The 15244-nt window shown below is 31.7% G+C and carries 13 protein-coding genes; 5 read left to right on the top strand and 8 right to left on the bottom strand.

The genetic code is table 11. The annotated features are described in order from the left end of the window. Nucleotides 1-4: 4 nt before the first annotated feature. The 3 genes from ACEQT4_RS11730 to ACEQT4_RS11720 are packed head-to-tail and all read right to left on the bottom strand — an operon-like array spanning nucleotide 5 to nucleotide 4218. The gene (locus ACEQT4_RS11730; protein ID WP_370227903.1) at nucleotides 5-1450 is read right to left on the bottom strand and encodes a peptidylprolyl isomerase; all 1446 of its coding nucleotides are present in this window, start codon (nucleotides 1448-1450) and stop codon (nucleotides 5-7) included. Next, nucleotides 1413-2264, bottom strand: coding sequence for a hypothetical protein (locus ACEQT4_RS11725; protein WP_051169851.1), 852 nt, complete (start codon nucleotides 2262-2264; stop codon nucleotides 1413-1415). Before ACEQT4_RS11725 ends, ACEQT4_RS11730 begins: the two co-directional genes overlap by 38 nt. Before the next feature lie 7 nt (nucleotides 2265-2271). Beyond that, a complete protein-coding gene (locus ACEQT4_RS11720) occupies nucleotides 2272-4218 on the bottom strand; it encodes a peptidylprolyl isomerase (protein ID WP_370227901.1) in 1947 nt (648 codons plus the stop codon). Nucleotides 4219-4440: 222 nt separating this feature from the next. Between ACEQT4_RS11720 and ACEQT4_RS11715 the strand changes: the two genes are divergently transcribed. The 3 genes from ACEQT4_RS11715 (at nucleotide 4441) to ACEQT4_RS11705 (ending at nucleotide 5970) form a co-directional block, all read left to right on the top strand. Beyond that, nucleotides 4441-5181 (top strand): T9SS type A sorting domain-containing protein, encoded by a 741-nt coding sequence (locus ACEQT4_RS11715; RefSeq protein WP_370227899.1) that lies wholly within the window; start codon nucleotides 4441-4443, stop codon nucleotides 5179-5181. A 94-nt stretch (nucleotides 5182-5275) separates the two neighbouring features. Next, entirely contained in the window at nucleotides 5276-5734 is a 459-nt protein-coding gene (locus ACEQT4_RS11710) for an SRPBCC family protein (protein WP_370227897.1), read from the top strand. Then, nucleotides 5734-5970 (top strand): hypothetical protein, encoded by a 237-nt coding sequence (locus tag ACEQT4_RS11705; protein WP_036227340.1) that lies wholly within the window; start codon nucleotides 5734-5736, stop codon nucleotides 5968-5970. The genes ACEQT4_RS11710 and ACEQT4_RS11705 overlap by 1 nt, the downstream gene beginning before the upstream one ends. A gap of 317 nt (nucleotides 5971-6287) precedes the next feature. Here ACEQT4_RS11705 and guaB read toward each other — a convergent pair whose 3' ends face one another. Then, on the bottom strand, nucleotides 6288-7757 hold the full coding sequence (guaB, locus tag ACEQT4_RS11700) for an IMP dehydrogenase (protein ID WP_027880007.1): 1470 nt from the start codon (nucleotides 7755-7757) through the stop codon (nucleotides 6288-6290). A 182-nt stretch (nucleotides 7758-7939) separates the two neighbouring features. Between guaB and ACEQT4_RS11695 the strand changes: the two genes are divergently transcribed. After that, nucleotides 7940-10171, top strand: coding sequence for a TonB-dependent receptor family protein (locus ACEQT4_RS11695; RefSeq protein WP_370227894.1), 2232 nt, complete (start codon nucleotides 7940-7942; stop codon nucleotides 10169-10171). 54 nt (nucleotides 10172-10225) lie between these two features. Here ACEQT4_RS11695 and ACEQT4_RS11690 read toward each other — a convergent pair whose 3' ends face one another. Genes ACEQT4_RS11690 through ACEQT4_RS11680 form a run of 3 tightly spaced genes read right to left on the bottom strand, consistent with a single transcriptional unit; the run spans nucleotide 10226 to nucleotide 12809 of the window. Next, nucleotides 10226-11092 carry a hydroxymethylglutaryl-CoA lyase gene (locus tag ACEQT4_RS11690; RefSeq protein ID WP_370227892.1) on the bottom strand — a complete coding sequence of 289 codons (867 nt, stop codon included), beginning with the start codon at nucleotides 11090-11092 and terminating at the stop codon, nucleotides 10226-10228. Between the two features lie 37 nt (nucleotides 11093-11129). Continuing rightward, nucleotides 11130-11756 (bottom strand): LysE family translocator, encoded by a 627-nt coding sequence (locus ACEQT4_RS11685; RefSeq protein ID WP_370227890.1) that lies wholly within the window; start codon nucleotides 11754-11756, stop codon nucleotides 11130-11132. Continuing rightward, nucleotides 11757-12809 (bottom strand): quinone-dependent dihydroorotate dehydrogenase, encoded by a 1053-nt coding sequence (locus ACEQT4_RS11680; protein ID WP_370227888.1) that lies wholly within the window; start codon nucleotides 12807-12809, stop codon nucleotides 11757-11759. A 106-nt stretch (nucleotides 12810-12915) separates the two neighbouring features. Between ACEQT4_RS11680 and pepT the strand changes: the two genes are divergently transcribed. Next, on the top strand, nucleotides 12916-14157 hold the full coding sequence (gene pepT, locus ACEQT4_RS11675; RefSeq protein WP_370227886.1) for a peptidase T: 1242 nt from the start codon (nucleotides 12916-12918) through the stop codon (nucleotides 14155-14157). Between the two features lie 91 nt (nucleotides 14158-14248). Here the strand turns inward: pepT and ACEQT4_RS11670 are convergent, their stop codons facing one another. Continuing rightward, nucleotides 14249-15181 (bottom strand): peptidylprolyl isomerase, encoded by a 933-nt coding sequence (locus ACEQT4_RS11670; protein WP_370227884.1) that lies wholly within the window; start codon nucleotides 15179-15181, stop codon nucleotides 14249-14251. Nucleotides 15182-15244: the final 63 nt, after the last annotated feature.

Raw genomic sequence — 15244 nt, 5'->3', positions numbered from 1 at the left:
TGTTTTATTTTTTTAACCAATTACTTTTAAAATCGCAGTTTCTGTATGCACTACTAATTTTAATATAAGTTTCATCAATTTTTTCTTCTTGCCAATCTTCAATTGCTTTAAGACGCTTTTCGTTTAAAGCTAATTCTTTAATTTTTAAATAATCACGTGCATAATCTGCTACATGCTCATCCGTTCTATCTGTTACCGTAACCAACTTAAACTTAATAGCTCCTGTACGATCTTGGTCTGTAATAACAGGACTAATTTCGTTATTTTCTAATTCTTGGATTTGCCCATATAATTCTGGATCCATTTTTGTTAGCTCAAAATTATAATCCTGTGTTTGTGGATTTATTAATTGCCCGCCTTGAAATTTAGTTTCTTTTTCGTCACTAAATTCTTTTGCTGCTTCTGCAAAAGTCATATCTCCGCTAACAATAAGCTCTCTTACTTTTTCTAACTCTTTCTTAGCTTCTTCTATTTCTTTTTCAGAAACTTTAGGCATTAATAAAATATGACGCACATCGTATTCTTGACCTCTAATTTTTTCTAAGTAAATAATATGGTAACCATAGTCTGTTTTAAATGGTTCTGAAATTTGTCCTTCTTGTAATGAAAAAGCAACTTCTCTAAACTCTTTTACCATACGTGGTTTACTTCTGTCTAAAGTATATAGTCCACCTGTTTTCTTAGATCCACCGTCTTCTGTATATAGAACAGCTCTACTGGTAAAACTTTTTCCTTCTTCTTCTACTTGTTGTTTAAATTCGTTTAATCGATCTATAACACGTTGTACTTCTTCATCAGACACTTTAGGTTCTATAACTATTTGTGCTACTTTAAGTTCTGTTCCAAAAGTTGGACGTTCTTCTTTTGGAATTTTATTAAAAAACTGACGCACTTCTTCTGGTGTCACTTCAACTTCATCAATAATTTTCTTTTGCATTTCGGTAGCTAGCATGTTGCTTTTATTGATTTCGAACATTTCTTCTCTAAAGCTAACTTCGTCATCTTTTCTGTAAAACTCTAAAAGCTCTTCCATGCTTCCGTTAGTTTGTTGTAAAAACTGATTGATTTGTTGGTCTACTCTAGATCTAATTTCGGCATCATTAACCTCAATACTATCTTGTATAGCATGATGTGCATACAATTTATCTTCTAAAAGTTTACCAAATAATTGACAACGATCAAAATTTGCCATAGATGCACCTTGATCTTTTAATTGTAACATGGTTTTATCAATATCGCTATCTAAAACTATGTAATCTCCTACTACTGCAGCTACACCATCGATTTTTGTTGCACCAGAATCTGTAACAGTATCTTTGCTTACTTCTGGTTTTGTTTCGTCTATAATTTCTTGTGCTACACTGGTACTAGCTACTGCAAATAAAAACGTTAATACATATAACGCTTTATGTTTAATTGTAAATTTCAAATTGTTTGTTGTTAATGGCATCTTTCTTAATATCCTTTTCTAATTGCTTTATTAATTCCAGCTTGCGTTTATTGATAACAATCTGGTTAATAGTTGGCTTTACGTATTCTAACGGTGCTGTACTGTTACGCAACAACACGTCATTTATTTGCATCAAATATAGTCCTAATGAATCTTTGAGTTGTATAAAATTAGATTTTTTTAACAATTCGTCTTTATTTTCAATAGTTACTACTGGAATTTTATTGATGGCTTGATCTAATCTGATCCAAACAGAGTCGTTTAAAGTGAAGGATTTAAACTGAATTGCTATCGAATCTAACTCTTTCTTATCCTTAGTATTAAATCGTTTAAACTTTTTCTTTATGTCTTCTAAATCTAAACGATTTGGTTCTACGTTTATGTATCTAAATTTGATTAAATTTTCGTTTAATTTAAAGGCTTCTTTATTGCTTTCGTAATACGTAGATGCAGCTTCTAATGACACTACGGTATCTAAGTTTTTAGCAACCAAAGCTTCTAAATATGCTTTACTATATAAATCGTTTTTGTATTGTTGAACTAAACGATCAAACTTTTCTAATTTTTTATCACTTAAATTAACTTCTGCTCCTTGTACTAAGAGTTGTTGGGTTGCCCATTGATTAATAAAATTATTTGCAAAAATTGTGCTGTCTTCTACCGAAAGATTTTCAGGCAATGCTTTTTTTAAATCTTCATTAAAAAGATAAACATCATTAACTCTAGCTATAGCTTCTTCTTCCTCTGTAGACCTAAAATAGTCGCAAGATTGAAAGAGGCATAAAATTATTGCTATGTATATATATTGCTTCAAATATGTATTAATTTAAATCCTGTTTTACTTGTTTTAAAACGTCTTTATTAAGCTTGACTTTGTATTTATTAGAAAGCTCTTCTAACCACTTTTTTTCTTTATACTCTTGAAAATCGCTAATCACATTTCCTTTTGCTTCTTCAAAGGTTTTTTGTGTTTTGGGTAATACCGTATTGACTTTAACAACACTGTAAGCGTCGTTGTGCTTAAAGACTTTAGATGTGCCTTTTTGCATATTAAAGTCTTTTGGCAATGCTTGATGAGAAGTAGTAACTGTATCTTTTATAAAGCTTACACTAATACTTTTTTCTGAATTTATTTTTTGTTTTATAACATCTATGCTAGTATTATTTTCTAACATTTTTGCTACTTTTTTTATGTCTTTTTTGTTTACGGAAGATGCTATTATAACATCGGCTCTAGTATCAAAAAAGTATTTATCTTGATATTGTTTGTAATAATTTGCTAACCCAATACTATCTTCTCTAGCAGCATTCCAAACTTTAGACTCCATTAAATCAAATAATAAAAGTCCGTCACGATATTCGTTTAAAATATGTGCGTATTCTTCGTTTTCAAACTCTAAATTTTCTTCTTGATATTGTATTAGTTTAGACTCTAAAAACATTTTATAATTACTTGCTACTAATTTATCAAATGGTTGTCTAGCTTGTCTACGACGTTGTGTATTATATAAAAAATCTGCAAATTCTTTATAGGTAACTTCTTTATCTTTTATAGTAAATAACACCTTTTTGCCCTCAAAATTTTCTGGTGTGTTCCAAGATCTTTGGTAGTAATTTTCATTTAAAATTGAAGTAAAGTAACGCAAAGCTTCTGGGTTATCTTTTACATTATATTTTTCTTTTAAAGTGTTTATTCTGGAGTTGTTTATAACAACAGATCTAGAATCCTTTTTCACTTTAGCTTTTAACTCGTTTTCCATCTCCTCAAAAGTAGCTAATCCTTTTTTGTCTATTAACTTAACAATATGGTAGCCAAATTCTGTTTTAAAAGGTTCTGTAATTTCTCCTTTTCTTTCTAAACCAAAAGCTTTTTCTTCAAAAATCTCTGAGCTTAATTGTCCTGCAGAAAAAGTATTTAATCTACCTCCTTTTTTGCTAGAGCTTTTATCTTCTGAAAACTGTTTTGCTAACGCCTCAAAGTCTTCTCCTTGCTTAATTCGTTTATAAATATCATTAATACGCTCTTCTTGAGACTCAGAGTCTTGACCCTCCTTATTTGTAAGCATGATATGAGCAACTGTGACTTCTCCTCTATTTTCTCTTTTATCGTTAACATAGACAATATGATAACCAAATTGTGTTTGAAAAGGTTGTGACCATTCGCCTACATTGGTATTATAAGCTGCTGTTTCAAATTCATATACCATTCTAAATGCAGTAAAATAACCTAACTCTTCTGCAAAAAGCGTACGACCGTTATGTATGTCTTTTTTAACAGCTTCAAAGCCTTCTTCTAACACTCTATTTCTTAGCTTAATAATTTCGTCTTTAGCTTGTTTAAGCTGTTCTTCTGGAGCGTTTTTGTCTATTTTAACTAATATATGACGCGCATCAATCTCTTGGGTTAATCTATCGTAAGCTTCTTTTATAAGCTTTTCTGTAACCTCGTTATTACTTAAGAAATTAGATGAAAGCTGTCTTTTATAACTTTCAAATTCTCTTAAATAAGCTTGTTTTTTATCTAAACCTAAAGCTTTAGCCTCGGTTACTTTTAATTTATATTTTATGAAAAGATCAAGGTAATTATCTATATCTTTTTGAGACTCATCTTTAACCAATTCTAAATTCTTTTTATAAACTCTTACAAATTCTGAAGTATAAACAGGTGTTTCGTTTACTGTAAATAGAACTTGTTTTTCTTGCGCATTGACTTTACAAAATGCTAAAAAAACTATGACTGTTAAAGCAATTAAATGTCTTGATTTCATATGAATTGAGACTTGTTTTTTGAAGTACATGCAAAAATAGCAATATTACCTAATTACACAAGTTTAAAAAAGGTAACGCTAGTAGCTAGTTTTTTAGTATTAATTAAGAGTGAATAAACTATTCAAATTAACTATTTATCAACACGAAAACGTTTGAGTTAAAGGTATTCTTATTTTTTAATCATTATAATAATATATTTATAAAAATTTAACATTTATAATATGAAACATATTTACTTTTTTTCTCTTTTGTTTTCTATTAGTTGTATAACTAAAGCACAAGAAACTCTGACGTTTTCTAGTTACAACGGAAACACCACTACACTAACTGCAACAACAGCAACAGTTAATGATGAAATAACTATTGTTTTTGAAGATCAAGATATCATCAATAACTTTTATTCTGATGGACAAACTTTCATCCACATGTATGGAGGTTTAGATACCGATAGTGGAAGTTTTCAAGGTGCTCCAGGATTTAGTGATCTTGCATCACAACCGCAATTAACATTAGTTCCTACAGATACAGATGTTAATGCAGGACCTAATACCTACAGCATTACTATTAATCTCGCTCAGCTATATACTGGTGTCCCTAACGGCACTATGGTTTATGGATTTAACTTACTTTTTCAAAACCAATTTGGTGGCGGTGGCAATAACCAAACAGTAGATTTTTATATAAATCTAGTTGATGCAGAAAAAGACAGCACACTAAGCACAACAGACAACAATATTAAAAACGCTAGTGTAAAGGTTATATCTAATGAGTTATTGATTAATAATTACAATGGAGATTTAAACATCAAAGTTTACGACATTTTAGGGAAAATTGTTGACAATAACGCAAACATACAGATTAACAATTCATACAAACACGCATTAGATCTACCAAAAAACAACATCTATATAGTAGTTTTAGAAACAAAAGATATGACCAAAACCTTTAAAGTATTATTGTAGTTAATCCTACAATACTGGTATTTTGTATAATAAAAGCGATTGAAATTTTTTCAATCGCTTTTTTTTTATACTTTAATTTAGAAATTGAAATTTGATGCTAAGTTATACTTCTGAAATAATCATTAATAAACCTATTACTACTTGCTTTACAGAAATTGTTAACCTTGATAGTATGAAGCATTGGCAAGAAGGCTTAATTAGTTTTGCGCATATCTCCGGTACACCAAGAAAAATAGGTTCTACTATTCAACTTAATTATCAATTTGGTAAACGAAAAATGGAACTTACAGAAAGTGTTACCCACAGAAAAGATAATCATTCTATTCATTTTAATTTTGATACTAAAATGATGCATAACGTGCAGCAAAATTTCTTTGAAATTATAGATGATGATACTACAAAGTGGATTAGTCACAATCAATTTTTACCAAGAAATTTCACTTCAAGAATAATGCTTTTTTTAATGCCCAAAGCATTTAAAAAACAAAGTAAAAAGTACTTAATTAACTTTAAAAACTACTTAGAAAACGGCACCTCAATAATTATAAAATAATGAGACAATTAAAACTAATTTGGGATTTTAGAGGTCCTGATGCTTTAAAAATTGCAGAACACCATGTAATACATCTAAAAGAATATATAACTCTTCAAAACACCAATCTAAACATCACTGGTTATCAAGAATTATCACCCATGCATAGTATTGCTTTTATGGTTGTTGATGAAATTGAAATGAAACCAATACGTGATGCTTTAAAACCACATCGTGGACAGATTTATAATCCGTAATACCTCTTTTATTGAATCACAATACAACCCAGCTAATTAAAATATACAGTTTAAGTCTGTTAAGTATTTTTTGTTATTACTTATTGGATACAACAACTGTAATCCCTACGATTTTAGAGAAGACCAAAAACTCCAAATACCAAGGATTTCTTACCTTTTTCTTTTCAGGAATTATTAAATATGGTTTATTAGCTATTGGAATTTTATCAATTGTAATTGTTAGTTTTTTAGTGATTAGAAAACAGTTTCTAACAAAACACAAATAAAAAAGCACAACAATTAAGTTGTGCTTTTTAACTATCTATTAATAATTAAAATTATCTTGAATAATTTGGTGCTTCTTTAGTGATTGTAACATCATGTGGATGACTTTCATTAATTCCTGAAGATGTTATTTTTACAAATTGTGCAGACTCTTTTAAAGTTGCAATATCTTTTGCGCCGCAATATCCCATACCAGCACGTAAACCACCAATAAATTGATGTATACTTTCGTAAAGTTCTCCTTTATAAGGTACACGACCAACAATTCCTTCTGGGACTAATTTTTTAATATCGTCTTCTACATCTTGAAAATAACGGTCTTTACTACCTTGTTTCATCGCTTCTACAGAACCCATACCGCGATAAGACTTAAACTTACGTCCTTCGTAAATAATAGTTTCTCCTGGACTTTCTTTTGTTCCGGCTAATAACGATCCTAACATTACAGTATCTGCACCAGCTGCAAGAGCTTTAGGTATATCTCCTGTATATCTTATTCCACCATCTGCTATCACAGGAACACCTGTTCCTTTTATTGCTGCAGCAACTTCTAAAACAGCGCTAAACTGTGGGAAACCAACACCTGCAACAACACGTGTTGTACAAATAGATCCTGGTCCAATTCCTACTTTTACAGCGTCTGCACCAGCTTCTACTAAATATTTTGCAGCTTCTGCTGTTGCTATATTACCAACAATTGCTTCTAATTGAGGGAATTTTTTCTTTATTTCTTTTAAAACATTTACAACTCCTTTTGTGTGTCCATGTGCTGTATCTATAACAATTGCATCTACACCTGCATTAACTAACGCTTCTGCTCTATCTACTGCATCACCTGTTACTCCAATTGCTGCAGCAACACGTAATCTTCCGTAGTTATCTTTATTAGCTATAGGTTTTTGAGTAACTTTGGTGATATCTCTAAACGTAATTAATCCTTCAAGTTTATCACCTTCTACAATTAAAAGCTTTTCAATTTTATTTTGCTGAAGTATTTTCTCTGCATCTTTTAAAGAGGTACCAACTGGCGCTGTTACTAGATTTTCGCTAGTCATTACTTCTACAATTGGTCTAGAATTTTGATGCTCGAAACGTAAATCTCTATTAGTAACAATACCTTTTAATTTTCCTGTTGCATCAACAATAGGAATACCTCCAATACTATGCTCTTTCATAGCTTGTTTAGCATCTGCAACAATTGCTGTAGTTGGCAAGGTTACTGGATCTATAATCATACCGCTTTCGGCACGTTTTACTTTACGTACTTTAGTCGCTTGCTCTTCTATGGTCATGTTTTTATGCAACACACCAATACCACCTTCTCTAGCCATAGCTATTGCCATACGACTTTCGGTAACTGTATCCATAGCTGCAGAAACTATAGGTACATTAATAGTTATATTTCTTGTAAATTTTGATTGAATATTGACTTCGCGTGGAAGTACTTCAGAAAACGCTGGAACTAGTAGGACATCATCGTAAGTTAATCCTTCGCCTACTATTTTATTGTTGTGTGCTGTCATGTTGCAATTAGAATTAATTGCGCGTAAAGATACGACTTATATATGAAACTATCTCGAAATTTTTTCTCTTATAAAATCTTTCCGAAAATTATCTTTATTTATTCTAAATAAGTTTTGAAAAACTAAAAATGAATATTATTTTTGCACGCTGAAAACAAATTATTTTTAATCAGTCTAAATAAATGAGAACTAAATTTTTATTCTTCATCTTATTAATCACCAGTAGTGTAATAGCTCAAAACACAAAAGATTCTATTACCAACAATACAGATTCTATTCAAAAATTAGAAGAAGTTTTAATTAAAACAAATGTAATATTTGGTAACAAATACATGGCAAAAAACCGCACAGGTTCTGCATATTACATTTCGCCAACAGAATTAAAAAAACTAGGTTACACAGATATTAACCGTGTTTTAAAAACTGTTCCTGGTGTAACCATTGTAGAAGAAGATGGTTTTGGTCTACGTCCTAACATTAGTTTAAGAGGTACTTCTCCAGAACGTAGTGCAAAAATTAGCTTAATGGAAGATGGTGTATTGATTGCTCCTGCACCATACAGTGCTTCTGCTGCTTATTACTTTCCTTCTGTTGCAAGAATGGAAGCTGTAGAAATTTTAAAAGGTAGTAGCCAAGTGCAATATGGTCCTTTTACTTCTGGTGGTGCTATAAATATGGTTTCTACACAAATTCCTGATCATTTTTCTGGTAGAATTAAAGCCTCTTACGGAAGCTTTAACAGCGGACAAGTTTATGCGTCTGTTGGAGACAGCAACAAAAATTTTGGATATAATGTTGAATATTTAAACTTTAATTCTGATGGATTTAAAAATCTATTAAACGATGCAAATACTGGGTTTGACAAGAATGACGTTGTTGCTAAATTTAGATTGAACACAGATAAAGAAGCAAAAATTCAACAAAGTTTTGAAACTAAATTTCAGTTTGCAGATGAAGTGTCTAATGAGACCTACCTAGGATTAACAGACACAGATTTTAAGAATAATCCTTTTGATAGATACGCAAGTTCTCAAGAAGATAAAATGACTAATGAGCATATTCAATTATTATTAACTCATAACATTGAATTTTCTAAAAATTTCGCCATTACAACCAATGGTTACTTTAATAGATTTGAAAGAAACTGGTATAAATTAAACGATATTACAGCTAATGGTGATAATGTAAGTATTGCTAACATTGTATCTAACCCAGATCTATACCCTACCCATTTTAGTTATATGACAGGTTTAGAAAACTCACCAGCAGATGCTTTAACGGTTAAAGCAAATAACCGCAAGTACATTTCTAAAGGTGTTCAAACTAAATTAGATTATCATTTTTATGGTGAAAACACATTTCATGATATTGAACTAGGGTTAAGATATCACTATGATGAAGAAGATCGTTTTCAATGGAAAGACTACTACAGCATTGAAAATAATTCTATGCAATTAACCACTAAAGGTATACCTGGTACAGATGCTAACAGGATTAGTAGTGCAAATGCTTTTGCTTCATACATTATGTATAAGTTTAAATATAAAAACTTAACATTAACTCCTGGTTTACGTTACGAAAACATTGTGCTTAAACGTGAAAACTATGGCACAAGTGATATAAGCAGAACAGGCAGCAATTTATCTGTAAGAGAAAACAAAGTAGATATTTTTATACCTGGTATTGGTTTTAATTACAAATTCAATAACAACTACTCTGTTTTTGGTGGTGTACATAAAGGATTTTCGCCTCCAGGAAATGAAGATGGTCAAAAACCAGAAGAAAGTATTAACTATGAATTAGGTTCTAGATTTAACTTTAAAGGCATTCAAGGTGAAGTTGTGGCCTTTTACAACGACTACAGCAACCTTTTAGGTAGTGATCTTGCTGCTAGTGGCGGAACAGGTAGTTTAGATATGTTTAACGCAGGAGAATCTACCGTAAAAGGACTAGAAGTTCTTTTAAATTATGATGCACTTCAAAATAACACCAACTTTTCTTTACCTATTACTTTAGGTTATACATATACTGATACTGAGTTTTTAAACAGTTTTGGTAGTGATGATGGTATTTGGGGAACTGTTTCTGAAGGAGATGAAATACCATATATTGCAAAGCATCAATTAAATGCAAGTATTGGTTTAGAACACAAAAAATATTCAATTAACTTAAACGGAAGATATAATGGTGCTTTTAGAACAGTATCTGGTACTGGATCTATTCCTGATAATCAAAAAGTAGAATCGGCTATCGTTTTAGATTTAGCTGGTCGTTACCATATCACTTCAAAATTAAGTGCAACAGCTAACATTATTAACCTACTAGATAATGAATACGCAGTATCAAGGGTACCTGCAGGATTAAGACCTGGTCATCCTTTTGGTATCTATGCTGGATTAGAATTTCAGTTTTAAAAAGTAAAAAATTAGTTAAAAAAAAAGAGCTTGTAAAATATACAAGCTCTTTTTTTAATGATAAAAATTGAAAATTTTACTCGCCTCATTATATGCGCTTTCAAAAGACATCGCATTTAAGTCATGCGCCTTTTTTGTAGTTAGATAAGAAAAGACTTTTTCTGTTGGCATATTTCCGGTTAATTCATCTTTAGCCATAGGACAACCGCCAAAACCTTGTATAGCACCATCCAAACGTCTACAACCTGCATTGTAAGCAGCATCTACTTTTTCAAACCAAGTGCTTGGTGTAGTGTGTAAATGTGCACCAAATTCGATATTTTGATATTTCGGAATTAAATTTGAAAACAAATAATCTATATTTTCTGGATTAGATGTACCAACTGTATCACTTAAGGATAAAATTTCTACACCCATTTTACTCAGTTTTTCTGTCCAATCGCCTACTATTTCAACATTCCAAGGATCACCGTAAGGATTACCAAATCCCATGGAAATATAAACAACCACCTTTTTATTAGCTTGATTTGCTGTGTTTAAAATGTCGTTTAACAAGTCTACAGATTGTGCTATTGTTTTATGTGTATTACGCATTTGAAAGTTTTCTGAAATAGAAAACGGATAACCCAAATAATCAATTTCTGGATGTTGACAAGCATCTTGTGCACCACGTAAATTTGCTACAATTGCCAATAATTTACTTTTGGTTTTGCTTAAATCTAATTGCGCTAACACTTCGGCTGTATCTACCATTTGCGGTATAGCTTTAGGCGACACAAAACTTCCAAAATCTATCGTATCAAAACCTACACGTAATAAAGATTGTATGTACTGTACTTTTTTTTCGGTAGGAATAAATTGCTTGATGCCTTGCATGGCATCTCGCGGACATTCGATTACTTTTACTAGGTCGTTTTTCATGGTCTTTCAAAGATAAAAAAGAAATAGATTTTTGGCTTTATTTCTTCTGAAAAAAGATGAACACAGCAATTCCTACAAACACAACTATTTGCAACCATTTTAGTACTAATCCGATGTTTTTATTCTGTTTTAAATACTCCGAAATAAATCCTGAAAGCACTGCGATTGCAGAAAATATAATTAAAGATGTGAGCATAAACAGTAATCCCAACACATAAAATTGAGTTACTGTTGATAAGGTTTCTGAAAATAAAAACCCAGGAAAAAATGCCAAAAAGAAAATAGACACTTTTGGGTTTAACACATTCATTATTACACCTTGCTTAAATAGTTGCCACAAACTTCTTTTTGGTGTGTTTTCAGCAGTTAAAGCAACTTCAGCATCACTTTGATACACTTTATAAGCCAAATACAATAAGTAAACAGCGCCTAAAATTTTGAGTATTAGAAAAAGTGTATCGTTATTTTTAATAATAGCAGACACACCAAAAGCAACCAATGTTGTGTGTACCAAACAACCAGAAATTAAACCTGCAACTGTTGCTAAACCATAATTACGACCATTAGTTATACTTTGCATTAACACATAAATATTATCTGGTCCAGGCGATATGGCTAAAGCCGAAGTCGCTACAACAAACCCAAATAAGGTTTCGATAGTCATTTAATTTTGGTTTAAAATAGCTTGATTAATCTGCTTGATTAATCGTGGTCCTTCATAAATAAAACCAGTATAAATCTGAACTAAATCTGCTCCAGCTTCTAGTTTTTCTAATGCATCTTCAGCACTGTGTATTCCTCCAACACCAATAATCGGGAATGCTTTATTACTTTTTTCTGCTAGGTATTTAATCACTTTTGTAGATTTTTCTTTTATAGGTTGACCGCTTAAACCTCCATTTCCGATAGCTTCCAGACGTTCTTTTGGTGTTTTTAACCCTGTACGATCTACAGATGTGTTGGTAGCAATAACTCCATCTAATTTTGTTTCTTTGATAATTTCTATAATTTCATCTAACTGAATGGTATTTAAATCTGGAGCAATCTTAAGTAAAATTGGTTTTTTAGATCTCGACTGCGCACGACCTGACAATTCTTCGTTAGCTTTTTGCACTTCGCTAATGAGTTCTAACAAATAATCTTTGTCGGTTAATTTAGCATGACTTCCAACGTTTGGACAACTTACATTAAGCACAAAATAATCAACATAAGGATGTAAACCTTTAAAACACTCTAGATAATCTCTGGTGTAATCTTCTGGTGCTGTATCGGTATTTTTTCCGATATTTCCACCAATAATTAACTTTCCTTTATTTTGTTTTAATTGTTTAATTGCAGCTTCTAAACCTTCGTTATTAAAACCCATACGGTTTATAATTCCTTGGTCGTCTTTTAACCTAAATAAACGTTTTTTTGGATTTCCAGCTTGTCCTTTTGGTGTAACTGTTCCTATTTCTATAAATCCAAAACCGAAGTTTGCTAATTCATTATACAGTACTGCATTTTTATCAAAACCTGCTGCTAATCCTACTGGATTTTTAAAGGTTAATCCAAAAAGGTTGCGTTGTAGTTGTTTGTCTTCTACAACATATAAACGTCTAAACACCGAAGTCATTCCTGGTATTTTAGAGGTTAATTTAACAAGCTTAAATGTAAAATGATGAATTTTTTCAGGATCGAAACTAAAAAAAAACGGTCTTAGAAGGGATTTGTACATCGTGTAATGTTTGCACAAAAGTAATGTGAAAAAATGTGATTTACAATTTATATAATCTTGAATAATTGTACTTTTATACTTTCAAATAAAATAAACATTTCAAAATATGATTTCAAAAGAAGACATCATCAAAAGATTTGTTAGCTACGTAACTGTAGATACCGAATCTGATCCAAATAGCAACACAACACCAAGCACCAAAAAACAATGGGATCTTGCCAATGCATTAGTGCAAGAATTACAAAATATAGGCATGCAAGATGTAAGTATTGATCAAAACGCTTATATCATGGCGACATTACCAAGTAATGTGGATCATGACGTGCCAACTATTGGATTTATCTCGCATTTTGATACGTCGCCAGATTTTACTGGTGCTAATGTTAATCCGCAAATTGTAGAACGTTATGATGGTAAAGACATTGTTTTAAACGAAGCTGAAAACATTGTTTTATCTCCGGATTATTTTGAAGATTTATTACTTTACAAAGGTCAAACCTTAATCACAACCGATGGTACAACGCTTTTAGGTGCTGATGATAAAGCTGGTATTTGCGAAATTATTTCTGCAATGGAATACCTTATCAAAAATCCTCAAATCAAACACGGAACCATTAAAGTTGGATTTACTCCAGATGAAGAAATTGGTCGTGGCGCACATAAATTTGATGTTGAAAAATTTGGTGCAGATTGGGCTTACACCATGGATGGAAGCCAAATTGGTGAATTAGAATACGAAAATTTTAACGCTGCTGGCGCTATAGTTAAAGTGAAAGGAAAAATTGTACATCCTGGTTATGCTAAAGGAAAAATGGTTAACTCTATGTACATTGCTACAGAGTTTATCAACTCCTTACCAAGACTAGAAACACCTGAACATACTGAAGGTTATCAAGGATTTTTTCATTTATATTCTATAAAGGGTGAAGTTGAAGAAACAGTACTAGAATATATTATTCGTGATCACGACAAAGAGCATTTTGAAGCTAGAAAAGAAGTGATGCAAAAGCTTACCGACGAGCTTAACCAGCAATACGAACGTGAAGTAGTAACCATTGAAATTAAAGATCAATACTTCAACATGAAAGAAAAGGTAGAACCTGTAATGCACATTGTTGATATTGCTGAAGAAGCGATGAAACAATTAGACATTAAACCATTAATAAAAGCAATTCGTGGTGGTACAGACGGATCACAATTAAGTTATATGGGCTTACCTTGTCCTAATATTTTTGCTGGCGGACATAATTTTCATGGACGTTATGAGTATATCCCTGTAGAAAGTATGATAAAAGCAACAGAAGTGATTTGCAAAATCGCTGAGTTGACCGCTGAAAAATATAAGTAATTCAGTTTTCAATAAACAATTACCAACTAACAAAAAACCTCACAAGACTAATCCTGTGAGGTTTTTTTATTTTGAGTTTGTAAGCTAAAGTTTATTTAGCATTTACTAATTCTACATCAAAAATTAAGGTTGCATCTGGTGGAATAACACCGCCAGCACCACGAGAACCGTAAGCTAAATCACTTGGTATTACAAAACGTGCTTTATCACCAACGTTTAATAATAAAATTCCTTCGTCCCAACCTGGTATAACTTGTCCCATACCTACTAAAAACTCGATAGGCTCGTTACGTTTGTAAGAACTATCAAATACAGTTCCGTCTGCTAATTGTCCTTTATAGTGTACAGACACTTGATTGCCTTTTTCAGCTTTTTTACCACTTCCTTTTTGTATGATTTGGTAACGTAAACCACTTTTAGTTTCTTCAAAACCTGCTGCTAATTTATCTAACTCAGCACGTTTAGCTTCACGTTCTTCTGCAATACGCTTTTCTCTAGCACCTTCAAATACTCTAAAAGCTTCAATTGCGTTAAAGTTTTTTGCTGCATCACCTTCTCTTACAATTTCTAAAGACTCAATAACATCACCTTGTTGGATAGCGTCTACTACATCTTGTCCTTCTACAACTTTTCCAAATACGGTATGCTTACCATCTAACCAATCTGTAGCAACGTGAGTGATAAAAAACTGACTACCATTTGTACCTGGTCCTGCGTTAGCCATACTTAAAACTCCTGGTCCATCGTGTTTTAAATCTGGATGAATTTCGTCATCAAATTTATAACCTGGGTTACCAGTACCTGTACCTTGAGGACAACCACCTTGAATCATAAAATCACTAATCACTCTGTGAAATTTTAATCCATCGTAATAAGGTGTTCCTTGTGGTTTTGCAGAGTTTTCCATGTTACCTTCTGCTAAAGCTACAAAGTTACCTACTGTTCCTGGTGTTTTTTCAAATTCTAAATTAACAAGAATTGCTCCTTTTGAAGTATTAAATTTTGCGTATAAACCGTCTTGCATTGTCGTATTTTTTTAATGAATTGCAAAGATACGTAATGATTTAAGATTTACTAATTAGCATTT

The sequence above is a fragment of the Mesoflavibacter sp. genome, assembly GCF_964226795.1.
Classification (GTDB): Bacteria; Bacteroidota; Bacteroidia; order Flavobacteriales; family Flavobacteriaceae; genus Mesoflavibacter; species Mesoflavibacter zeaxanthinifaciens.
This window is presented reverse-complemented; position numbering and strand designations above follow the sequence as displayed.

Excerpts from the sequence above, each read along its gene's own strand:
- ACEQT4_RS11730 (WP_370227903.1), bottom strand. The coding sequence starts at position 1,450 with ATGCCATTAACAACAAACAATTTGAAATTTACAATTAAACATAAAGCG.
- ACEQT4_RS11720 (WP_370227901.1), bottom strand. The coding sequence starts at position 4,218 with ATGAAATCAAGACATTTAATTGCTTTAACAGTCATAGTTTTTTTAGCA.
- ACEQT4_RS11715 (WP_370227899.1), top strand. The coding sequence starts at position 4,441 with ATGAAACATATTTACTTTTTTTCTCTTTTGTTTTCTATTAGTTGTATA.
- ACEQT4_RS11710 (WP_370227897.1), top strand. The coding sequence starts at position 5,276 with ATGCTAAGTTATACTTCTGAAATAATCATTAATAAACCTATTACTACT.
- ACEQT4_RS11705 (WP_036227340.1), top strand. The coding sequence starts at position 5,734 with ATGAGACAATTAAAACTAATTTGGGATTTTAGAGGTCCTGATGCTTTA.
- guaB (WP_027880007.1), bottom strand. The coding sequence starts at position 7,757 with ATGACAGCACACAACAATAAAATAGTAGGCGAAGGATTAACTTACGAT.
- ACEQT4_RS11695 (WP_370227894.1), top strand. The coding sequence starts at position 7,940 with ATGAGAACTAAATTTTTATTCTTCATCTTATTAATCACCAGTAGTGTA.
- ACEQT4_RS11690 (WP_370227892.1), bottom strand. The coding sequence starts at position 11,092 with ATGAAAAACGACCTAGTAAAAGTAATCGAATGTCCGCGAGATGCCATG.
- ACEQT4_RS11685 (WP_370227890.1), bottom strand. The coding sequence starts at position 11,756 with ATGACTATCGAAACCTTATTTGGGTTTGTTGTAGCGACTTCGGCTTTA.
- ACEQT4_RS11680 (WP_370227888.1), bottom strand. The coding sequence starts at position 12,809 with ATGTACAAATCCCTTCTAAGACCGTTTTTTTTTAGTTTCGATCCTGAA.
- pepT (WP_370227886.1), top strand. The coding sequence starts at position 12,916 with ATGATTTCAAAAGAAGACATCATCAAAAGATTTGTTAGCTACGTAACT.
- ACEQT4_RS11670 (WP_370227884.1), bottom strand. The coding sequence starts at position 15,181 with ATGCAAGACGGTTTATACGCAAAATTTAATACTTCAAAAGGAGCAATT.